Below are 19,416 nucleotides of genomic sequence, written 5' to 3' on the forward strand. Positions count from 1 at the left end.
CGCCGCCGCGCGGCCGGATCCTGCTGTGGCCGGCCGAGCACCGGGCGGCCTCCCGCGTCGTGGTGACGCAGGACGGCCGCGTGGTGGCCCGCCGGACGCTGCCGTGGCCGGTCTCCCCCGGCCGCGTCCTGCGGGTGCCGTCGTCGGCGCTGTCCGGCGCCGACCCGCGCGGCGGGCCGATCACGATCTCCCTGGCCTGAGCCCCGCCGGGGTCCGGTCAGGCCGGGGAGAGCCGGAACGACTGGGCCGCCCCTCCGTCACACGTGCGCTGCACCAGCTGGACGCTGTCGGCCGCCGAGGAGCCGGCGCTCATGCACCTGCCGCTCAGCCTGCTGACGAAGTGGTAGTAGCCGCCGCCCTCGGCGACCGGCTGCCACTGCTGGTTGGAGCCCCCGCCGTACGCCCAGAGCTGCAGGGGGGCGCCGTCGGCGGTGGAGACGTCCTTCACGTCGATCACCTGGGCGGTGTTGTTGCGGTCGCCGATCCGGGCGTAGCCGCCGCTGGTCGTCTGGATCTGGTACTGCTGCGCGTACGTGCCGTTGCAGGTGTACTGCTGGACGACGGTGCCGTTGGCGGTGGAGGCGGCCCGGGCGTCCACGCACGTCCCGTTGCCCTTGTTCACCAGCGCGTACCAGGCCGTCGGGGAGATCGTGCCGGACGGCGAGGGCGAGGGGGACGGCGAGGGGCTGGGGCTGGTGGGCGTGGTGACGCCGCCGAGCCACAGCAGTCCGTCGATGACGAACCGGTTCTGCACCTCGCTGCCGAAGGTGGAGGACAACGCGGTGTTGGTGCCGTAGTCCATCGCGTTGTGCCCGAAGTTCGCGTACAGCATCCGGTAGTTCTTGTTGGTCCAGATGATCGGGTAGTAGCCGCTGTACCAGGTCTGGCTGGGATCGGTGCCGACGGGGAAGCTCGACGGGTCGATCGACGCGAGGATCCTGATGTCCGGGTTGGTCCTCAGGTCGTTGGTCCAGCTGTACCACTCGCTCACCGACGAGGTGAACGTCGCGGGCAGCCGGGCGGTGGACGGGTGCGGGCCGCCCTCGACCCGCAGCGTCTCCGCGGTCGGGCCCCAGCTGTTGCTCCTGAAGGCGCCCGTGCCGAGGAACTCCTGGTGGTACCAGGGCCAGCTCCCCGGGTCGGTGGTGAACGCGGACACGTGGAAGCCCATCCAGGCGCCGCCGCCGCGCATGTACTGCTCGAACGCCGACCGCTGGGACGCGGTCTGCGGCAGGTCGTCCAGGAACATCACGACCTGGTACTGGGCCAGCGTCGAGGCGTTCAGCTGGTCCCAGTTGTTCGTGGCCGTGTAGGAGAAGCCGTTGTCCGCCGCGGCCTGCGGGAACCACCGGTTGGCCTCCTGCACGAAGCTGATGTGCGCCGGGTCCCAGGTGCCGTTGTAGAAGGCGAGGACCTTGAACCGGGGGGCCGCCGCCGCCCGGGCGCCGGCCTGGGCCGGCACGACCAGGCCCGCCACGACCGCGAGCAGGGCGGCCAGCCGCACCCACCTGCTCGTCCACACGGGCCTCGCGCCCGTCCTGCCGTCTCCGCGCATCCGCGTCGTCCTCTCGTCGGGGGGTGGGGACGGTCGTCCGCCCTCCAGCCCTGTGGGGAGGGGACACCGCGCCCGCCTCCGGGCACGGTGGGACGACCGGCGTTCCGGGAGGTTTGGTGACGACTTGATTCAAGTAGTAGTCAGGGTGATTGTCAAGGTTCTTTACGATTATCGCTCAGGTGGTGGCCGGGCTGATGTCCGTCCCGCGCCCCGGAGGCCCGGCGACCGGCGCGCGGGACGGCACGAGCGGGAGGACCCTGACCAGCAGCAGGCCGAAGCCGAGCTGGAACGTCGCCTCCCCGTGGATGAGCAGGCCGTCGGGCTGGAGCACGAAGACGGCCGCGAGGATCCCCCCGCCGAGCTGGACCAGCAGGAACGCGACGCCGAGCGTGTCCCCGTGCGCCCAGGCGACCAGGCGCGTCCCCAGCACGAGCTGGAGCGCGAACAGGGCCGCCCCCAGCCCTCGGTGCGCCCAGTCGACGGCCCCGCCCAGCGTGTACGGGGTCAGCACGATCCCGATCAGCAGGGCCACGAAGACGTCGGCCATCCGCCGCACGTGCTCCGGAGCGGGGGTGGCGGCCGCCGCGCCGCGCAGCCCCCTGCGGATGAACAGCGCCGCGCCGACGAGGGCCCCCACGTACGGCGTGACCGTCAGCCAGTGGACGCCGTAGTAGCTCATCCCGTTGTTCGCCGCGAGCCCCTCCGGCCGGAGCACCACGCAGATCGCGATGCCTCCGAACAGACAGGCCTCTCCCCTGACGACGTCGCCGACCGCCCTCATCGACAGCCCTTCCCCCCGGCCCTCCTTATTGGACCGTTAAAGACCTTATAAAGCCATATTGTTCCCTTTAGATCATCAAGGAGAGGCCGCCGGCCGTCCACAGGCCCCTGGAACGCGGCGGAGACGGCGCCCGGGCCGCCGTTAGGCTTGCGGACGTGAGCAGGACCAAGAGCAAGGGCGGCCAGGGCACTCCGGCGACGGTCGCCCTCACCCGGGCCGAGGCGGAGTTCACCCTCCACCCCTACGACCACGACCCGAACGCCCAGGCGTACGGCGAGGAGGCGGCCGACGCGCTCGGCGTGCCGTACGAGCGGATCTTCAAGACGCTGGTCGCCGAGACCGAGGGGGGCCTCGCGGTGGCGGTGGTGCCGGTCGCGGGCAAGCTGGACCTCAAGGCGTTCGCGGCCGCGCTGAAGGGCAAGCGGGCGGCGATGGCCGACGCGGCCAAGGTCGAGCGGGTCACCGGCTACGTGGTGGGCGGCATCAGCCCCCTCGGCCAGCGCAAGCGGCTGCCGACGGTGGTGGACGAGTCGGCGCTCGGGTTCGAGACGATCTACTTCTCGGCCGGCCGCCGCGGCCTGCAGATCGAGACGGCTCCGGCCACCCTCGTCCGGCTCACCGGGGCGGTGACCGCCCCCATCGCCAAGCTCTGAGCCTGTCGACAATTGCCATCGCCCGCGCCCGGCCGCGCCCCCGAGACTCGGGGGCGTGAGCCGGAGGCGCGAGCCGTACGCATGGGGGGCCGAGACGTGAGCGAGCTGGTGGACCTCACCGCCACCGAGATGTCGGCGCTGCTGCGCGACCGGCGCGTGAGCGCGGTCGAGCTGGTCGAGGCGCATCTGCGCCGGATCGGCGAGGTGAACGGCCGGGTCAACGCCATCGTGACGCTGACGGCCGAGCGGGCGCTGGAGGAGGCGAGACGCGCCGACGACGATCTCGCGCGCGGCCGGTGGCGGGGCCCGCTGCACGGCCTGCCGGTCGCCCACAAGGACCTGGCCGACACGGCCGGGGTCCGCACCACGTACGGCTCCCGGCTGTTCGCCGACCACGTGCCCGACCGGGACGACCCGCTGGTCCGGCGCATCCGCGAGGCCGGGGGCATCGCGCTCGGCAAGACCAACACCCCCGAGTTCGGCACCGGCTCCCACACGGTCAACGAGGTGTTCGGCGCCACCCTCAACCCGTACGACACCTCGCGCAGCGCGGGCGGCAGCAGCGGCGGGGCCGCGGCGGCGCTCGCGACCCGCATGGTCGCGCTGGCCGACGGCTCCGACATGGGGGGCTCGCTGCGCAATCCGGCGTCGTTCTGCAACGTGGCCGGCCTGCGGCCGACGCCCGGACGGGTGCCGTCCCGCTCGGAGACGGCCGCGTGGTTCACGCTGTCGGTGCCGGGGCCGATGGCCCGCACGGTCGCCGACCTGGCCCTGTTCATGTCGGCGATCGCGGGCTTCGACCCGTCCTCGCCCTACTCCGTCCGCGAGGACGGCTCGGTCTTCGCCGGGCCGCTCGACCTCGACCTGTCGGGGGTGCGGATCGCCTACAGCCCCGACCTCGGCGGCCTGCCGGTCGACCTGGAGACGGCGCGGGTGACGGCGGGGGCCGCCGGGGTGCTCGCGGGGCTCGGGGCCAAGGTCGAGCAGGTCGACCTCGACCTGTCCGGCGCAGACGAGGCGTTCCGCACGTACCGGTCGTGGTACTACGCGCTGGCCTTCGGCGACCTGCCCGAAGCCGGCCCCAACGTGGCGTGGAACGTCGAGCGGGGGCGCGAGGTGACGGGCGCCGACCTCGCCCGCGCCGAGCGGCTGCGGACCGCGCTGTTCCACCGGATGAGTGCGTTCTTCGAGGAGCACGACTTCCTCGTCGCCCCGGTCAGCCAGGTGCCGCCGTTCCCCGTCGAGCAGCCGTACGTCACGGAGGTCGCGGGGGTGGCGATGCCCGACTACCTGGCCTGGATGCGCTCGTGCTACTGGATCAGCGTGCTGCACGCGCCCGCGATGTCGGTGCCCTGCGGGTTCACCTCCGGCGGCCTGCCGGTGGGGGTCCAGATCGTCGGCAGGCCCTGGGCCGACCTCGACGTCCTGCGGCTGGGGCACGCGTTCGAGCGGGCGACCGGCCACTGGCGGACGGCGCCGGCCTGAGTCCCCCGCCGGGTCACTCCCCCCGGCGGCGGTAGCTCGCCACGTACTCGATGACCCAGAACACGCCGGTGGCCAGCAGCGGCCAGGCGAACATCACGCCGTGGGCGGTGACGGTGAGCGACGAGGTGGCGGTGAGCCCGGCGGGCCCGGCCGCCTGGGCGGTCCCCTTGGCCGTGCGGCCGACCAGCAGGGCGACGTACCCGGCGAGCAGGCCGCCGCCGGCCAGCGCCACCAGGGCCTCGACCGGCCGGCGTCGTGACAGGACGTACGCGCCGGCGCCGCTGAGCAGCCCGGCCGCCCCGGTCACGACCGTGAACCAGCCGTCCGCGTCGATCAGCGTCTGCGTCTCCGGGTCGGCGAGCTGCGGGCCGCCGTCGATCAGCACGTACCGCGTGGCGGGCGCCAGGGCCGACCACACGAGGCCCGCGACCGCGCCGAGCAGGGCCAGAACCAGCACGGTCACGGCGATCGCCGTCAGATTGACCCGGAGATGCCGCACCGTCCAGATGGTACCCACACGGTGATCGCACCCGGTCCCGTTAGTCTTGCTCCGAACGAGCGGCAGCCGAGGAGAGCAGCGTGACTGAAGAGGTATGGCAGATCGACCCGTCGGGCCCGCTGCGCGGGGACGTCGAGGTCCGCGGATCGAAGAACGCGGTGTCCAAGCACATGGTCGCCGCCATGCTCGGCACCGGCCCCAGCACGCTGCACAACGCGCCCGAGGTCGGCGAGGTGGGCCTCACCGCCGCCATGCTGGAGGCGCTCGGCATCCACGTGGACATCACCCCCGGCGAGATCACCATCGAGCGCGGCCCGGAGATCCGGCCCCGGGTGCCCGAGGAGTACACCGGGCTGAACCGCATCCCGATCCTCATGCTCGGCCCGCTGCTCCATCTGGCGGGCGAGGCGTTCGTCCCGCTGGTCGGCGGCGACCCCATCGGGCGGCGGCCGGTCAACTTCCACGTCGAGGCGCTGCAGTCGATGGGCGCCGAGATCGAGGTCGGCGAGAGCGGCATAACGGCCAAGGCGACCCGGCTGCGCGGCAGCCGCATCACGCTGCCCTACCCGAGCGTCGGCGCCACCGAGACCATCCTGATGACGGCCGTGCTCGCCGAGGGCAAGACGGTCATCAAGGGCGCCGCCATGGAGCCGGAGGTCGTCGAGCTCGCGCTGTTCCTCCAGCGGATGGGCGCGATGATCGAGCTCAGCCCCGACCGCCGCATCGTCATCGAGGGCGTCGAGCGCCTGCACGGGGCCTCCACCTGGCTCGCGGGCGACCGCATCGAGGCGTTCTCCTATCTCGTGGCCGGGCTCGTGACGGGCGGCGAGGTGCGGGTGCACGGCTGCCCGCAGGACCGGCTCGTCACCGCGATCACCACGCTCGCCCGGATGGGCGCCAGGTTCGAGATCACCGACGACTGGCTGACCGCCTCGGCCCCCGACGGCCTGCGGGCGGCGGCCGTGCAGACCGACACCCACCCCGGCTTCATGACCGACTGGCAGACCCCGCTGATGGTGCTGTTCACCCGGGCCGAGGGCATGTCGGTGCTGCACGAGACCGTCTTCGAGAACCGTCTCGTGTACGTCCCCGCGCTGCAGAAGATGGGCTGCGAGATCGAGGTGTTCGCGCAGTGCCTGGGCGGTCCCGCCTGCCGCTACCACGACACCAACGCCAAGCACTCGGCCGTCGTCCGCGGCGTGTCCAACCTGCGCGGGGCCGACGTCACGCTGCCCGACATCCGCGCCGGGTTCTCCGCCGTCCTCGCGGCCGCGGTCGCCGAGGGCACCTCGACGCTGCGCGGCGTCAACCACATCGAGCGGGGCTACCACCGGCCGTACGACCAGTTCACCTCGCTCGGGCTGAAGATCAACAGGCTTACGTAAAGCTTTGGGGGCCGCGCGTTTGGGAAGGGGTCGCGGGCCGCACTGATATCCCGTGACCTCTCGTCTCCTCAGCGCCGCGGCCGTGCTGGGCCTGTGCGGCGCCGCCGGGGGGCTGCTGGTCGCCGGGCTGGTCATGCCGATGGTGAGCGGGGCCGGCCTGGCCGCCAAGGGCGCCGCGTCGACGTTCACCGAGCTGCCTCCGCCGCCCCGCGAGGACCCGCTGCCCGAGATGACCCGGTTGCTCGACCGCGACGGCAGGCAGATCGCCCAGTTCTACTACCAGAACCGCCAGTCGGTGCCGCTGCGCGAGGTCGCCTCCGTCATGCGGCAGGCCATCGTCGCGATCGAGGACTCCCGGTTCTACGAGCACGGCGGGCTCGACATCAAGGGCACGCTGCGGGCCCTGGTCGCCAACACCCAGGCGGGCGGCATCCGGCAGGGCGGCTCGTCGATCAGCCAGCAGCTCGTGAAGAACATCATGGTCAACCAGGCCGAGTCGGACCGGGAGCGGGCCCTCGCCCGGGTGCGCAACGTCCGGCGCAAGCTCGACGAGCTGCGGTACGCGCTCGCGCTGGAGAGGAAGTACACCAAGGACCAGATCCTGGAGCGCTACCTCAACATCGCCTACTTCGGCGCGGGGGCCTTCGGCGTCCAGTCGGCGGCGCAGCGGTTCTTCGGGGTCGACGCCGGCCGCCTCGACCTGATCCAGGCGGCCACGCTCGCGGGCGCCGTCCGCACCCCGTACGACACCGACCCGTCCCTCGGGGACGCCCAGCGGGAACGGCTGCGGGCGCGGCGCGACCTCGTGCTGAACCGCATGGCCGAGCTGAGGGTGATCACGCCCGAGGCGGCGAAGGCCGCCGCGGCGAGGCCGCTGGGGCTGCGCATGCGCCCCGAGCCGGGCGGCTGCGCGGGCAGCGCCTACCCCTTCTTCTGCGTGTACGTCGAGCACGAGGTGCTGACGAACCCGGCGTTCGGCTACACCAGGGCCGACCGGGAGCGCCGCCTCCAGCGGGGCGGGCTCACGATCTGGACCACGATCGACCCGGCGGCGCAGCGGGCGGCCGAGCGGGCCATCGCGGCCCGGGTGAACCCGCGGGACGACCAGGTGGCGTCCGAGACCATGGTCGAGCCGGGCACCGGGCTCATCCGCGCGATGGCCACCAGCAAGCACTACGGCCGCAACCCGCACGACCGCGACATCGGGCCGAACACCACCTACAACCTGGCGGCCGACACCGCGCACGGCGGCGGGCTCGGCCTGCAGGCCGGATCGACGTTCAAGGCGTTCACGCTGGCCACGGCCCTGTCGCAGGGGATGCGGTTCGGCGACGGCTTCCAGACGCCCGGGTCGTTCGTGCCCTCCAGCGGCTACCGCGACTGCTCGGGCCGCGCGGTCAACGCCCCCCGGACGACCATCTACAACGCGAGCGGCGAGGGCCGCGGCGGGCCGTACAGCCTGGAGCTCGGCACCTGGAAGTCGGTCAACATCTTCTACATGAAGCTGGAGCGTCAGGTCGGTCTGTGCAACGTCGTCCGGACGGCGCGGGCGCTCGGCATCCGGCGGGCGGACGGCGAGCCGCTGCACGAGGTGCCGACGTTCACGCTGGGCGTCAACGAGATGGACCCCACCACGGTCGCCGCCGCCTTCGCCTCGTTCGCCTCCCGCGGGCGGTACTGCCGGCCGCTGGCGATCACCGCGATCGTGGAGCGGGACGGCACCCGCACCGACGTGCCCCCGTCCTGCGTGACCGCGCTCGACCCGGCCATCGCCGACGCCGTCAACCACGTCCTGTCCGGCGTCTTCACCAAGGGCACGATGCGGGGCCAGTCGATCGGGCGTCCGTCGGCCGGCAAGACCGGCACGAACAACGGCTACACGTCGGCCTGGTTCGCCGGGTACACCCCGAACCTGGCCGCCGCGGTCAGCGTCGGCGACATCCGCGGCTCCTACCGCTACCCCCTCAGGGGCGTGACGATCGGCGGCCGCTACTACGGCGCCGTCCAGGGCGCCTCGCTCCCCGGCCCCATCTGGGTCGACTCCATGCGGGCGGCGCTGCGCCGCACCCCCGCCACCCGGTTCGCGCCGCCCGACATGTCGCGGTTCGGCGGCGGCTTCACCCCGGGCCTGAAGGAGGCTCTGGAGAAGGAGCGGAAGAAGAACAAGAAGAAGAAGGAAGAGCGGGAGAAGCGGGACCACGCGAACTCCGGCGACGAGGTCTCGGCGGGAGGGCAGGACGCCGGGCCGGGCCGGCTCGCCACCGGGCAGCCCGCGACGGCCACCGGCGACGACGTGCCCCGCGTCGGAGTCCCGGTCGTCCACGTCACCCACCTGGCCGAGCCCCGCGCCGCCGAGCCCCGCGCCGCCGCGCCGACGCCGCCCCGCACGGGCGTCCACAGCGGGGACGACCGGAGCGCCGCGAAGGCGCGCGCCGGGCACCAGGGGCACCGGTGGACCCCCACGGGCCGCCGCGCGGCGGCTCCGCGTGGCGGTCACACCTCGCACGCCTCGCACTCCCAGCACGCCCCGCACGCCGCGGCCGCCGCCATGACCCCCCGCCACGGGCACGGCGCCCACGGGGGCTCGGGCGGCCGGCACCCCGCCGACCACCGCCACGGCGGCGGGCCCCGCCGTCACCGCTGAACCGTCCCCGCCCCACCGCCGCACGGCAGGGAAATCCCTGAGATCGTCGAAGGGGTGGCCAGGAGGTGGCGGGCGGGCCCTCCGGCGCATCGTGGACCCATCGAAAACGACGAAGGAGACCACGATGACTCGCACCGCCAGCGCCCTTCTCCTCGGCGCCGCCGCCCTCGCCACCGTCCTCCCGGCCGCCTCGCCCGCGCAGGCGACCGCGTGCTCCATCAAGCCGTACGGCCTGATCGGCGACTACTGGACCGCCATGGGCGGCGCGAACGGCGTCTTCGGCTGCCCCACCTCGGCCGAGTACAGCCTGCCGAACAAGAACGGCCGCAAGCAGCGCTTCACCAACGGCCAGATCGCCTGGTCCCCCGACCAGGGCCCCAACATGATCGTCGCGGCGTACGAGGCCAACGGCAAGGCGGTGTTCCGCTGGGGCCCCACCACCCCGTTCAACTACGACTACTGGCGGGTCTACTGGACCGCGGACCCCGCCCAGAACCTGCCCTCCTCCATGGCCCTCATCTACCCCACGTACACGGTCAAGAGCGGCGCGCGCACCAGCGGGAAGGTGACCCACCCCCGGCCCAGCGGCGTGACCAACAGCAACGGCTACGCCTCGACCTACACGTTCTGGGTCAAGGGCTGCGACAGCAAGGTCCTCGGCGACACCTGCCGCCAGGGCTACACGCTGCCCGTCTCGGTGAACGTCTGACCGCCCCGGCCTGCCGCCCGCGGAGGCCGGGGCCCGATCCCCGCCGGCCGTGCCACACTGGCTCCCATGCGCGTGGTGATCTGCGACGACTCGGCCCTGTTCCGCAAGGGCCTGGCTCTCCTGCTCGACCACGTCGGCGTCACCGTCGTGGCGCAGGCCGGCGACACCGCCGAGCTCGCGTCCATGCTGGAGACCCGGCCCGCGGACGCCGCCGTCGTCGACGTGCGGATGCCGCCCACCTTCACCGACGAGGGGCTGGTGGCGGCCGTAGAACTGAAGAAGCGGTACCCCGCCCTCGGCGTGCTCGTCCTGTCGACGTACGCCGAGGGCGCTTTCGCCGCGCGGCTGCTCGAGGCGAGCCCGCGCGGCGTCGGCTATCTGCTGAAGGACCGGGTCGACGACGCGGCCGCGCTGCGGGACGCGCTGGAGCGGGTGGCGTCCGGCGGCGTCGCGGTCGACCCCGAGATCGTGGGCCAGCTGTTCGAGCTGCGCCGGGCCGAGGCGATGGCCGACCGGCTCACGCCGCGGGAGCGCGACGTGCTGCGCCTGATGGCGGAGGGCAGGTCCAACGCGGCGATCGCGCGGACGCTGTTCCTCGGCGCGAAGACGGTCGAGGCGCACATCGCGGCGGTACTGAACAAGCTTGACCTGAGCCAGACCCCCGACGACAACCGCCGCGTCCTCGCGGTGCTCACGTGGCTGCGCATGGAGGGGACCGGTGCCCATCAGAATCGTGATCGCTGAGGACTCGATGCTCGTCCGCGAGGGCGTGCGGCGGGTCCTCGACCTGCAGCCCGACCTGCGGGTGGTCGCGACCTGCGCTGATCTCCCCCAGCTCATGGCGGCGGTGGACGAGCACGACCCCGACGTGGTGGTCACCGACATCCGGATGCCGCCCCTGTCGTCCGACGAGGGGATCAGGGCGGCGACCGAGCTGCGCGCGTCCCGGCCGGGGGTCGGCGTCGTCGTGCTGTCCCAGTACGCCGAGCCCGCGTACGCCACGCCGCTGCTGGCCGGGGGGAGCAGCGGCCGGGCGTACCTCCTGAAGGAACGGGTGAGCGACCCGCACCAGCTCATCGAGGCGGTGCGGACGGTGGCGCGGGGCGGCTCCGTGATCGACCCGGCCGTGGTCGAGGCCCTGGTGGCCGACTCCTCGCACACCCGGTCGTCGCCGCTGGGCCGGCTGACGACGCGCGAGCGCGAGGTGCTGGGGCAGATCGCGCAGGGCAAGAGCAACGCCGCCGTGGGGGCCGCGCTCTTCCTCACCGAGCGGGCCGTGGAAAAGCACATCAACACGCTGTTCGCCAAGCTCGGGCTGGGCACGGAGCCGGACGTGAACCGGCGGGTGATGGCGGTGCTGATGTACCTGGCCGACCACGGTGGTGCTAGCACGCGGTGACCGTGGTGGTCCCGCCCTTGGACGGGAGACGGCGTTCCGGGAGGCTGGAGGTATGACAGGGGTCGACGTGCTCATCGTGGACGACCAGGCGCCGTTCCGGTCGGTCGCCCGCGCGCTGATCCGGCTGCTGCCGGGGTGGCGGGTGGTGGGCGAGGCCGTGACCGGCGAGGACGCCCTGATCCTGGCTCTCGGCGACCGGCCGTCGATGATCCTGATGGACATCAACCTGCCCGGGATGAGCGGCATCGAGGCGACGCGCCGCATCCTGGCCGAGGCCCCCGACATGAAGATCGTGCTGGTGTCCACGTACGCCGTGGAGGACCTGCCGCCGGACGCGGTCACCTGCGGCGCGCTCGCCTACGTCCGCAAGGACGACCTCACTCCGGCGCTGCTGCGCGGGCTTCCCGTCTGAGGGCCAGGCGGGCGGCCTGCCACCCGCCCATGCCGTGCACGCCCGGGCCGGGCGGGGTGCTCGCGGAGCAGATGTACAGGCCGGGCACCGGGGTGGCCCACGGGTGCGGGGAGTGGACGGGACGGCCGACGAACTGGCCCAGGTCGCCCGACCCGCCGCCGATGTCGCCGCCCACCAGGTTCGCGTTGCGGGCCTCCAGGGCCGTCGTGTCCATGGCGCGGCGGGCCAGGACGAGGTCGCGGAAGCCGGGGGCGAACCGCTCGATCTGCGCCTCGACCGCCTCGGTCATGTCCACGGCCGAGCCGTTCGGCACGTGGCAGTACGCCCACAGGACGTGCCGTCCGTCCGGGGCGCGGGAGGGGTCCGCCACGCAGGGCTGCACGAGGAGCACGTAGGGCCGTTCCGGATGGCGTCCCCGGGCGACCTCGGCCTCGCCGTGCGCGATCTCCTCCAGGTCGCCGCCGAGGTGCACCGTCGCGGCCTCCCCCACCGCGGGGTCGGTCCACGGCACCGGGCCCGACAGCGCCCAGTCGAGCTTGAACACCCCCGGCCCGTACCGGAACCGGCCCAGCCTCCTCCGGTAGCCGGGAGGCAGCCTGTCGCCGGCGACCGCCAGAACCTGGCGCGGCGTGAGGTCCAGCAGGATCGTCCGGGCCCGGGGCACCTCTCCCAGGTCGCGGACGCGGTGGCCGGTCACCGCCTCGCCGCCGAGCTCCCTGAGCCGCCCGACGAGCGCGTCGGCGAGCCGCTGGGAGCCGCCGCGCACCACCGGCCACCCCACGTGGTGGGCGAGCGCGGCCAGCATCAGGCCGTAGCCGCCGGTGATCGGGGCGCGCAGGTCGAGCATCGAGTGCGCGGCCATCCCCGCGAGCGCGGCCCGCGCCGGCGCCGTGCGGAACGCCGTACGGGCGAGCACGGTCGCGGGGAGGACGGCGAGCGCGCCGAACCGGGCGGCCCGCAGCGGAGCGCGCGGCACCGACAGCGGGGCGAGCAGCGTGTCGACCAGCGGGTCTCCCCCGCGGGCGGTCGCGCCCACGGTGGCGCGCCAGGCGGCGGCGTCCCGGCCGAGCCCCAGCGCGGTCTCCTCCGCCGACCGGTGGACCAGCACCGCCGGCCGCTTGTCGAGCGGGTGCGCGGCCTGCACGCGGGGGTGGGCCCAGGTGACGCCCAGCTCCCCGGTGATCCGGCGGAACGCGGGCGAGGCCCGCGCGAGCGGCAGCACGGTGGCGCAGACGTCGTGCCGGAAGCCGGGCAGCGTCAGCTCCTCGGTGCGCAGGCCGCCGCCGAACGCGCCGGCGGCCTCCAGCAGCAGGACGCGCCGGCCGGCCTCGGCCATCGTGACGGCCGCCACCAGCCCGTTCGGGCCCGAGCCGACCACAACCGCGTCGAAGCCGTCAGCCATCGACCGGCACCTCTCCCCTGATCGTCGTTCCGGCGCCGGGCGCCGACTCGACGAACAGCCGTCCGCCGAGCGCGCCGAGCCGATCGGTCATGTTGACGAACCCGTGCCCCTGCCCGCCGCCCGGGTCGAAGCCCCTGCCGTCGTCGGCGACGCTGAAGCGCAGCACGCCGCCGTCGGCGGCGATGCGGACCTCCACGGACGCACCCGGCCCGGCGTGCTTGCCCGCGTTCTGGATCGCCTCCAGGCAGCAGAAGTAGACGGCGGCCTCGACCTGCTCCGGATAGCGCCGGGTCAGGCCCACCTCCACGGTGTACGGCAGGCGGACCCGCCGGGTGACCGACCGCAGCGCCTCTCCGAGCCCGTGGTCGCGCAGCAGCGGCGGGTAGATGCCGTGGGCCAGCTCGCGGAACGCGGCGTTGGTCTGCTGCACGTCGGTGCGCAGCTCCTCCAGGAGTTCGGCGGCCATGGCCGCGTCCTCCTTGAGGATCTCCCGCGCGAGGCCGAGCTTGACCGAGAGGGCGACGAGATGCTGCTGGGCGCCGTCGTGCAGGTCGCGCTCGATCGCCCGGCGTGAGGCGTCGGCGGCCGTGACGATGCGCAGCCGGGAGGCCTGCAGCTCCTCGTTGCGCTGCCGCAGCTCCTCCAGGGAGGCCTGCAGGGCGGAGTCCAGGCGCATGTTGTGCAGGGCCAGGCCGACCTGGCGGGCCAGCTCGATGAGCACGCGGTCGTCCTCGTCGGAGAACTCGACGCCCTCGCGCGGCCGCCGGACGACCAGCAGGCCGAGCAGATCGCCCAGATGGGCGGTGGGCGCCACCCGGATGGGGGCCTCCCGGTCCTCGACGAGGGCGGGCAGCCAGACCGACAGCCAGGCGGTGCCGCCGATGCGGGTGCGGCCGACGACCAGGCGCTCCTTGTCGTTGAGGGTCAGCACGGCCGGGGGGCGCTCCGGGACGCTGACCGTCCGGTGGAGCACGCCGTCGGTGCCGACCCACACCTCGGCGCCCGCCTGGCCGAGCGCCGCGCGCAGCGACTCCACGAGCTGGAGCAGCAGCTCGTCGAACGGCACCGCGCGGCTCATCCGGGCGCCGAACGACGCGAGCGCCTCCTCCGGCGTCTGCCCGCGCCGGCCGAGCAGCGAGACGCCGAGCGAGACGAGCCGGAAGCGCACGGGCAGGGCGAGGACGACCGCGGTGAGGGCGGCGACCACGCTGGCCAGCAGCACCTCGCGCTCGGCCCCGACGGGCTCGCGGGCCAGGCCGACGACCACGACCAGGTAGACGGCCACCACCAGCAGCGCGAGCCCCGCGACGACCACGGCCTCGACGAGCGCCCGCTCGGCCAGCCGGGCCGTGCCGGACGCCTGCGCCAGGGCGAGCCCGGCCGGGAGCACCGCCATCGCGAGCAGCGCCCACGGGAGCACGTTCTCGGGCATGCCGAGCAGCAGATGCACGGCGTAGATCACGATCTGGGCGGCGGACGTCACGACTCCGGCCGCGGCGATCCACTGGAGCGTCCGGCGGCGGGGCGCCGGGGCGCTCGGGCAGCGCGCGAGGACCGCGACCAGCGCCACCGTCGCGCCCCCCACGGTGGCGGCGACCACGGCCGGCGGCGTCACCGGCAGCCGGACCGCCCAGGCCGCCGCGCACAGCCAGGCCAGGACGGCGATCGAACGGCGGGGCCACGTGCGCACGGCGCCGTCCGGCAGGGAGAGGCCGCAGGTCAGCCAGGCGGCGACGGCGAGCGGCGCGAGGACGGGCCACACGGTCGCCGCCGTCTGGGCGAGCGCGACCAGTCCCGCGGCGCGGGCGAGGCCCGGCCTGTCGGCGAGCAGCGCCGCCACGGCCGCGATGACCCAGGCGGCGGCGACGGCGGCGGACGCGGCGATCACGGTCACTCCGCCCGCAGCACGTGGGCGACCCGCAGCCGGGCGGCCATCGTGCCCGGCCACGCGGCCAGCGCGTTGGCCGTCAGAAGCGTCAGCGGCCACACGAGCAGCACGGCGCCCAGGGCGAGCGGCGCGACGTACAGCAGGGGGAACACGTCCGCGAGGAGCCGCCACAGCGTCCGCCCGAGCGCCACCCCGAGGGGAACGCCGAACAGCAGCCCGACGGCCGCGACCAGGCTGGCCTGGGTGACCACGGTCCAGCGCGCCTGCCAGCGGGTCATCCCGAGCGCCCGCAGCACGGCCATCTCGTGCCTTCGCCGCCGTACGGCCGTGGCGAGCGCGTGCCCGACGGCCCCCATGGCCAGCAGCCCGAGGAAGCCGGCGAGCAGCGTGGGCAGCTCCTCCACGTCCCGGATCTGCGGCACCTCGAGCAGCGGGCTGGGCGGCGCGAACGTGATGAACCCGCCCCCGGCGTCCTTGGCCGCGGCGTTCAGCCGGGGGGCGACCGCCTTCGGATCGGCATCCGGCCGCAGGGCGGCCAGGGCGCCATGGAACTTGAACGAGTAGTGCGCCCCGCTGTACAGGACCTTGTGCCCCTCGGGGGTGATCCAGCCGCCGTCGGTGCGCTCGTTGTGCGGTCCGGCGGGCACGAACCCGATCCCGGTGACGGTCATCCGCACCGGCGCCGTCCCGCCCCGGAGCTCGACCTGACCGCCGACCTCCGCCCCCAGGTCGCGGGCGCTGAAGGGCGCGAGCACGATTTCGCCGGCCTTCGCCGGGAGCCTGCCCTCCGTGAGCACGACCGGGAAGGCCGCGCCGCCCACCGGCGCGTAGGTGTAGGTCGTGACGGAGACCGTCTTCTGCCCGGGCCTCTGGGTGGCGGACTCGGCAACGGCGCTGACGGCGTCCTCGATCGCCTGGACGGCCGGATCGCGGGCCACCGCGCCGAGCACCGCCGTGACCGCCGCCGCGGACGCGAAGTCCTGCCCGTTCATGCCGACGTACGCTTCCAGCTGATGGGTCCGTCCGAACCTGACCGGGTTGGCGGCGGCGTCCTTCACGCCGGCGGAGAACGTGAAAGCCGCCAGCACACCGAGCACCCCCGCGACCGCTCCGACGAGCGCGGGCCGCACCGGCACCGCGCTGCCACCGCGGCCCGGCTCCAGCGCGAACCGCGCTCCGACCACCATCGGCACAGGCAGGCCCATGCGCGACGCGAGCAGGGCGACGGCGGAGCGCCGGCCCGTGCTGTCGCCTCTGGACAGGAAAACCGCGGCCGCGGCCGCCGACCCCGCGAGGACGAGGGCCGGGGTCACGAGCCAACCTGTGCCGAGCACGAGCCAGTCGACGTCGAACCCGGGATCGGGCTCGCGCAGCGCCGCCGCCGCGATGGGCATCCAGATGGAGGCGACCGCCGCTCCGGCCACGCCGATCGTCGTCCCCACGAGGGCGGCCAGGAACGGCCCCGCCGCCGACGAGGCCAGGGCCTGGCGGGGCGTGAGCCCCACCGCGCGCAGCGTGCGCAGGTCACTTGCCGTCGCCGCGGCGTACCTGGCGACCGACTGACCGATCAGGACGATCGCGGCGGTGAGCGCGGCCAGCCCGAACGCGAGCAGGGCCACCGCCTCGAAGCTCACGAGCCGGCGGGCGGGCCCGCCGAACTTCTCGGCGTTGTCCCATATCTGGATGTCGCTGCGCCCGGTGACACGTGTCAGATCCCCGCGGAACGCCGCCTCGTCCAGCGATCCGCGCTTGAGGCGGACCAGGGCGTTGATGTAGCCCACGTCGGGGTCGAGGAAGTTCCTCGGGTAGGTCTGGTAGAGAGCGGGGGTACAGAGGATGCCCGGCGACTCGCCGATGTTCTCGGAGTACCACGCGGATCGGATGATCCCGACGATGGTGGCCCGGACGCGAGGCCCCGTGGGTTCCTGGGTCGTGGGGTCGAAGTCTTCGCTCGCCGCCTGCTCGACCGACATGAGCTTGAGGACGACCTGGTCGCCGACCCCCTTGCCGTACACGGCGGGGAATCGGGAGCTGACCACGACCTCGTCGGCGCGGCGCGGGTCGGGGAGCCGCCCCTCCAGGACCTTCGGCACCTCGATGGTGCGCAGGCCCTCGTCGTCGGCCGGAGGGAAGCCCCCGCCGTTGTCGGCCAGCGGGACGCCCTCGACGGCGAAGCCGGACACGGGGAAGGTGGTCAGCGCGGCGACCTCGGGGAGCGCGCGCACCTTGTCCCAGTCGAAGTGCGGCTGGTTGGGCAGGACCGCGAGCGTCGCGGGCAGCGTCTCGGCGTACAGGCGGTCGACGGCCGTCGCGCCCCGGCGGGCGCCGGCGACGGAGGCGAGGACGGTCGCGGTGGCGAACGCCACGAGCAGCGCCAGCACCGCGAGCGACCGCCATCGCCGGCGCAGCTCCAGGCGGAGCCAGGTCAGCACCACGCCCATGCGTCCTCCTCGGCGGCGGGCCCGCGGCCGCGCGAACGGTACTCCGGCTCGCTCATGCCGACTCGACCCTCCCGTCGCGCATTCGGACGGCGCGGTCCGCGCCGGCGGCGACGTCGGGTGAGTGGGTCACCATGATGATCGTCTGCCCGTCGTCGTGCAGCCTGCGGAACAGTTCGAGCACCTCCAGGCCCCCCTCGCTGTCGAGCGCGCCGGTCGGCTCGTCGGCCAGCAGCAGCGTCGGCTCGTTCACCAGGGCGCGGGCGATGGCCAGCCGCTGCCGCTGACCGCCGGACAGGACCGCCGGCACCTGGTCGGCGCGGTCGGCCAGGCCGAGCAGGTCGAGCAGGTCGCGGGCGCGGGTCTCGGCGCCGCGCCGCTTCATGCCGCCCAGCACCCCGGGCATGACCAGGTTGTCCAGCGCGGACACCCCGTCGAGCAGGTTGAAGAACTGGAACACGAACCCGATGTGGTGCCTGCGGAACCGGGCCAGCCAGTCCTCGTCGCGGCCGTCGACCCGCTCCCCCGCCACCTCCACGGTGCCCTCGTCCACCTGCTCCAGCCCGGCGATCACGTTGAGCAGCGTCGACTTGCCGCATCCCGAGGGGCCCATGACGGCGACGAACTCCCCGCGCCGCACGTCGAGGTCCACACCCCGCAGCGCGCGCACCGGGGCGAGCTCCGCGGCGAACGTCCGCCTGGCCCCTCTGATCTGGACGGCGACGGTCGTGGTCACGTCTGTGGCGGGCATCTCACATCACCTCGAGGTGGTAGGCGGTCACGGGGGTGGCGCGGCCCTTGACGAGCCGCGGGCCGAGCGGGCGCCAGGCCCACCCGCCCGCCGCCGCCCGGACCGTCGCATCGGAGGCCACGACGCCGGCCGGCCGGGCCAGGTCCTGCATGCGCTGCGCCAGGTTCACGGTGTCTCCGACGAGGGTGTACTCCACCCGTTCATCGCTTCCGAGTAGGGCCGCCGCTACCTCCCCCGTGGAAAGTCCGATGCCGAGCGTGAAGGGCGAGCGTCCCTGGGCCGCCCACTCGGCGTCGAGGCGGCGCTGCCGCACGTGCATCTCGCGGGCGGCGTGGACGGCCCTCGCGGCGTGGTCGGGGGCCGGGTCGGGCGCGCCGAAGACGGCCATCACGGCGTCGCCCACGTACTGCATGACCGTGCCCCCGGCGGTGAGGATCGCGGCGTTCATGGCCCGCCGGTGGGCGTTGAGCTGGCCGGCGAGGACGGCCGGGTCGGTGGCCTCGGCGATGGCCGAGTAGCCCCGCACGTCGGACATGAGCACGGTCACGACCAGCCGGTCGGTGCGGTCGACGGCGCCCCGGTCGCGCAGCAGCTTGTCGGCCAGGCCGCCCGGGAGCAGCCGCGACAGCGTCTCGCCCTGCTCGTCGCGGCGCAGGATCGCGGTGTGCAGCATCCGCAGGCGGCGCAGCGCGCCCTGCCGTCCCGCGCTCGCGCCCTTGGCGAGCGTCAGGAACAGCTGCTCGATCGCGGCGTTGACGGCCTCGGGCGGCTCCCCCCGGGACACGGCGATGGCCTTCACCGTACGGCCGGCCGCCACCTGGCCGAGCAGGTCCTCCTCGCCGGGCGACAGCTGGCCCTCGTCCCGGGCCGGCGCGACCAGCTCCCGGACGATCAGGGGGTCGATGAGCGAGCCGCCCACGGCGACCTCACGGATCGCCCTGCCGAGCAGGCCCGCGTCGGCGACGCGGTCCTTGAGCAGGTACGCGTACCCGGCGGCGCCCTCGCCGAGCAGCCGGATCGCGTAGTCGGGGTCGTCGTACTGGCTGAGCACCACCACGCCGGTGCCGGGCAGGCGCTTGCGCACCTCGCGCGCCGCCTCGATCCCCTCGTCCTGGTAGGTCGGGGGCATCCTGATGTCCGTGACGACGACCTGCGGGCGCAGCCGGGTGGCGCCGGCCACCAGCTCGGCGTAGTCGGCCGCCAGCCCCACGATCTCCAGGGCGGGGTCGCGGCCGAGCAGCGCGCGCACGCCCTCGCGGACGATCAGATTGTCGTCCGCGAGCACCACCGTGATGCGTTCCACGAGCTGCATTACACCCTGGCCTGAAGCTTCCAGGAAGGGTGCCAGGACGACGGACGGGGGGTGCTGGCACCACCACCGGTCCGCAGGGTGACGCCCTCGCCCGGCGCGGCCG

General features: G+C 74.1%; 16 protein-coding genes and 1 pseudogene. 9 read left to right on the top strand and 8 right to left on the bottom strand.

What is annotated here, in order from left to right:
* Nucleotides 1–200: pseudogene (locus tag MPTA5024_RS08680) on the top strand (pyridine nucleotide-disulfide oxidoreductase); the annotation flags it as partial.
* 17 nt (nt 201–217) lie between these two features.
* Here the strand turns inward: MPTA5024_RS08680 and MPTA5024_RS08685 are convergent.
* Nucleotides 218–1,555, bottom strand: coding sequence for a ThuA domain-containing protein (locus MPTA5024_RS08685; RefSeq protein ID WP_036321348.1), 1,338 nt, complete (start codon nt 1,553–1,555; stop codon nt 218–220).
* A 175-nt stretch (nt 1,556–1,730) separates the two neighbouring features.
* The gene (locus MPTA5024_RS08690) at nt 1,731–2,336 is read right to left on the bottom strand and encodes a hypothetical protein (RefSeq protein WP_036321349.1); all 606 of its coding nucleotides are present in this window, start codon (nt 2,334–2,336) and stop codon (nt 1,731–1,733) included.
* A 155-nt stretch (nt 2,337–2,491) separates the two neighbouring features.
* On the opposite strand from MPTA5024_RS08690, the gene ybaK reads away from it, so the two are divergent.
* Both ybaK and MPTA5024_RS08700 read left to right on the top strand, forming a co-directional pair.
* Nucleotides 2,492–2,989, top strand: coding sequence for a Cys-tRNA(Pro) deacylase (gene ybaK, locus MPTA5024_RS08695; RefSeq protein ID WP_036321350.1), 498 nt, complete (start codon nt 2,492–2,494; stop codon nt 2,987–2,989).
* A gap of 96 nt (nt 2,990–3,085) precedes the next feature.
* Complete coding sequence (locus tag MPTA5024_RS08700) at nt 3,086–4,474, top strand: amidase (RefSeq protein ID WP_232326304.1); 1,389 nt, start codon at nt 3,086–3,088, stop codon at nt 4,472–4,474.
* Between the two features lie 13 nt (nt 4,475–4,487).
* Here the strand turns inward: MPTA5024_RS08700 and MPTA5024_RS40715 are convergent, their stop codons facing one another.
* Nucleotides 4,488–4,973: a hypothetical protein gene (locus tag MPTA5024_RS40715; protein ID WP_157099335.1), complete on the bottom strand. Its 486-nt coding sequence runs from the start codon at nt 4,971–4,973 to the stop codon at nt 4,488–4,490.
* 80 nt (nt 4,974–5,053) lie between these two features.
* Between MPTA5024_RS40715 and murA the strand changes: the two genes are divergently transcribed.
* The 6 genes from murA (at nt 5,054) to MPTA5024_RS08735 (ending at nt 11,522) form a co-directional block, all read left to right on the top strand.
* A complete protein-coding gene (murA, locus tag MPTA5024_RS08710) occupies nt 5,054–6,358 on the top strand; it encodes a UDP-N-acetylglucosamine 1-carboxyvinyltransferase (protein WP_036321352.1) in 1,305 nt (434 codons plus the stop codon).
* 52 nt (nt 6,359–6,410) lie between these two features.
* A complete protein-coding gene (locus MPTA5024_RS08715; RefSeq protein ID WP_063794639.1) occupies nt 6,411–9,002 on the top strand; it encodes a transglycosylase domain-containing protein in 2,592 nt (863 codons plus the stop codon).
* Between the two features lie 124 nt (nt 9,003–9,126).
* Nucleotides 9,127–9,711 (top strand): LGFP repeat-containing protein, encoded by a 585-nt coding sequence (locus MPTA5024_RS08720; RefSeq protein ID WP_036321355.1) that lies wholly within the window; start codon nt 9,127–9,129, stop codon nt 9,709–9,711.
* Between the two features lie 66 nt (nt 9,712–9,777).
* Entirely contained in the window at nt 9,778–10,455 is a 678-nt protein-coding gene (locus tag MPTA5024_RS08725) for a response regulator transcription factor (protein WP_051457853.1), read from the top strand.
* A 7-nt stretch (nt 10,456–10,462) separates the two neighbouring features.
* The gene (locus MPTA5024_RS08730; protein ID WP_442922045.1) at nt 10,463–11,110 is read left to right on the top strand and encodes a response regulator; all 648 of its coding nucleotides are present in this window, start codon (nt 10,463–10,465) and stop codon (nt 11,108–11,110) included.
* A 52-nt stretch (nt 11,111–11,162) separates the two neighbouring features.
* Nucleotides 11,163–11,522: a response regulator gene (locus MPTA5024_RS08735; protein WP_036321361.1), complete on the top strand. Its 360-nt coding sequence runs from the start codon at nt 11,163–11,165 to the stop codon at nt 11,520–11,522.
* Here MPTA5024_RS08735 and MPTA5024_RS08740 read toward each other — a convergent pair.
* Genes MPTA5024_RS08740 through MPTA5024_RS39435 form a run of 5 tightly spaced genes read right to left on the bottom strand, consistent with a single transcriptional unit; the run spans nt 11,488 to nt 19,304 of the window.
* Nucleotides 11,488–12,924, bottom strand: coding sequence for a phytoene desaturase family protein (locus MPTA5024_RS08740; protein ID WP_036321363.1), 1,437 nt, complete (start codon nt 12,922–12,924; stop codon nt 11,488–11,490). The genes MPTA5024_RS08735 and MPTA5024_RS08740 overlap by 35 nt on opposite strands.
* Nucleotides 12,917–14,812 carry a sensor histidine kinase gene (locus MPTA5024_RS08745; protein WP_051457854.1) on the bottom strand — a complete coding sequence of 632 codons (1,896 nt, stop codon included), beginning with the start codon at nt 14,810–14,812 and terminating at the stop codon, nt 12,917–12,919. The genes MPTA5024_RS08740 and MPTA5024_RS08745 overlap by 8 nt, the downstream gene beginning before the upstream one ends.
* 2 nt (nt 14,813–14,814) lie before the next feature.
* A complete protein-coding gene (locus MPTA5024_RS08750) occupies nt 14,815–17,253 on the bottom strand; it encodes an ABC transporter permease (RefSeq protein WP_036321365.1) in 2,439 nt (812 codons plus the stop codon).
* Nucleotides 17,254–17,305: 52 nt separating this feature from the next.
* Nucleotides 17,306–18,001, bottom strand: a complete 696-nt coding sequence (locus MPTA5024_RS08755; protein WP_036321368.1) for an ABC transporter ATP-binding protein — start codon at nt 17,999–18,001, stop codon at nt 17,306–17,308.
* Between the two features lies 1 nt (nt 18,002).
* Nucleotides 18,003–19,304, bottom strand: a complete 1,302-nt coding sequence (locus MPTA5024_RS39435; protein WP_198167021.1) for an adenylate/guanylate cyclase domain-containing protein — start codon at nt 19,302–19,304, stop codon at nt 18,003–18,005.
* Nucleotides 19,305–19,416: the final 112 nt, after the last annotated feature.

The organism is Microbispora sp. ATCC PTA-5024, assembly GCF_000511135.2.
GTDB classification, from domain to species: Bacteria; Actinomycetota; Actinomycetes; order Streptosporangiales; family Streptosporangiaceae; genus Microbispora; species Microbispora corallina.

Bases quoted from the DNA above. Each gene is read 5' to 3' on its own strand.
- MPTA5024_RS08685 (WP_036321348.1), bottom strand. From the start codon at position 1,555: ATGCGCGGAGACGGCAGGACGGGCGCGAGGCCCGTGTGGACGAGCAGG.
- MPTA5024_RS08690 (WP_036321349.1), bottom strand. From the start codon at position 2,336: ATGAGGGCGGTCGGCGACGTCGTCAGGGGAGAGGCCTGTCTGTTCGGA.
- MPTA5024_RS08720 (WP_036321355.1), top strand. From the start codon at position 9,127: ATGACTCGCACCGCCAGCGCCCTTCTCCTCGGCGCCGCCGCCCTCGCC.
- MPTA5024_RS08725 (WP_051457853.1), top strand. From the start codon at position 9,778: ATGCGCGTGGTGATCTGCGACGACTCGGCCCTGTTCCGCAAGGGCCTG.
- MPTA5024_RS08730 (WP_442922045.1), top strand. From the start codon at position 10,463: ATGCTCGTCCGCGAGGGCGTGCGGCGGGTCCTCGACCTGCAGCCCGAC.
- MPTA5024_RS08735 (WP_036321361.1), top strand. From the start codon at position 11,163: ATGACAGGGGTCGACGTGCTCATCGTGGACGACCAGGCGCCGTTCCGG.
- MPTA5024_RS08740 (WP_036321363.1), bottom strand. From the start codon at position 12,924: ATGGCTGACGGCTTCGACGCGGTTGTGGTCGGCTCGGGCCCGAACGGG.
- MPTA5024_RS08750 (WP_036321365.1), bottom strand. From the start codon at position 17,253: ATGGGCGTGGTGCTGACCTGGCTCCGCCTGGAGCTGCGCCGGCGATGG.
- MPTA5024_RS08755 (WP_036321368.1), bottom strand. From the start codon at position 18,001: ATGCCCGCCACAGACGTGACCACGACCGTCGCCGTCCAGATCAGAGGG.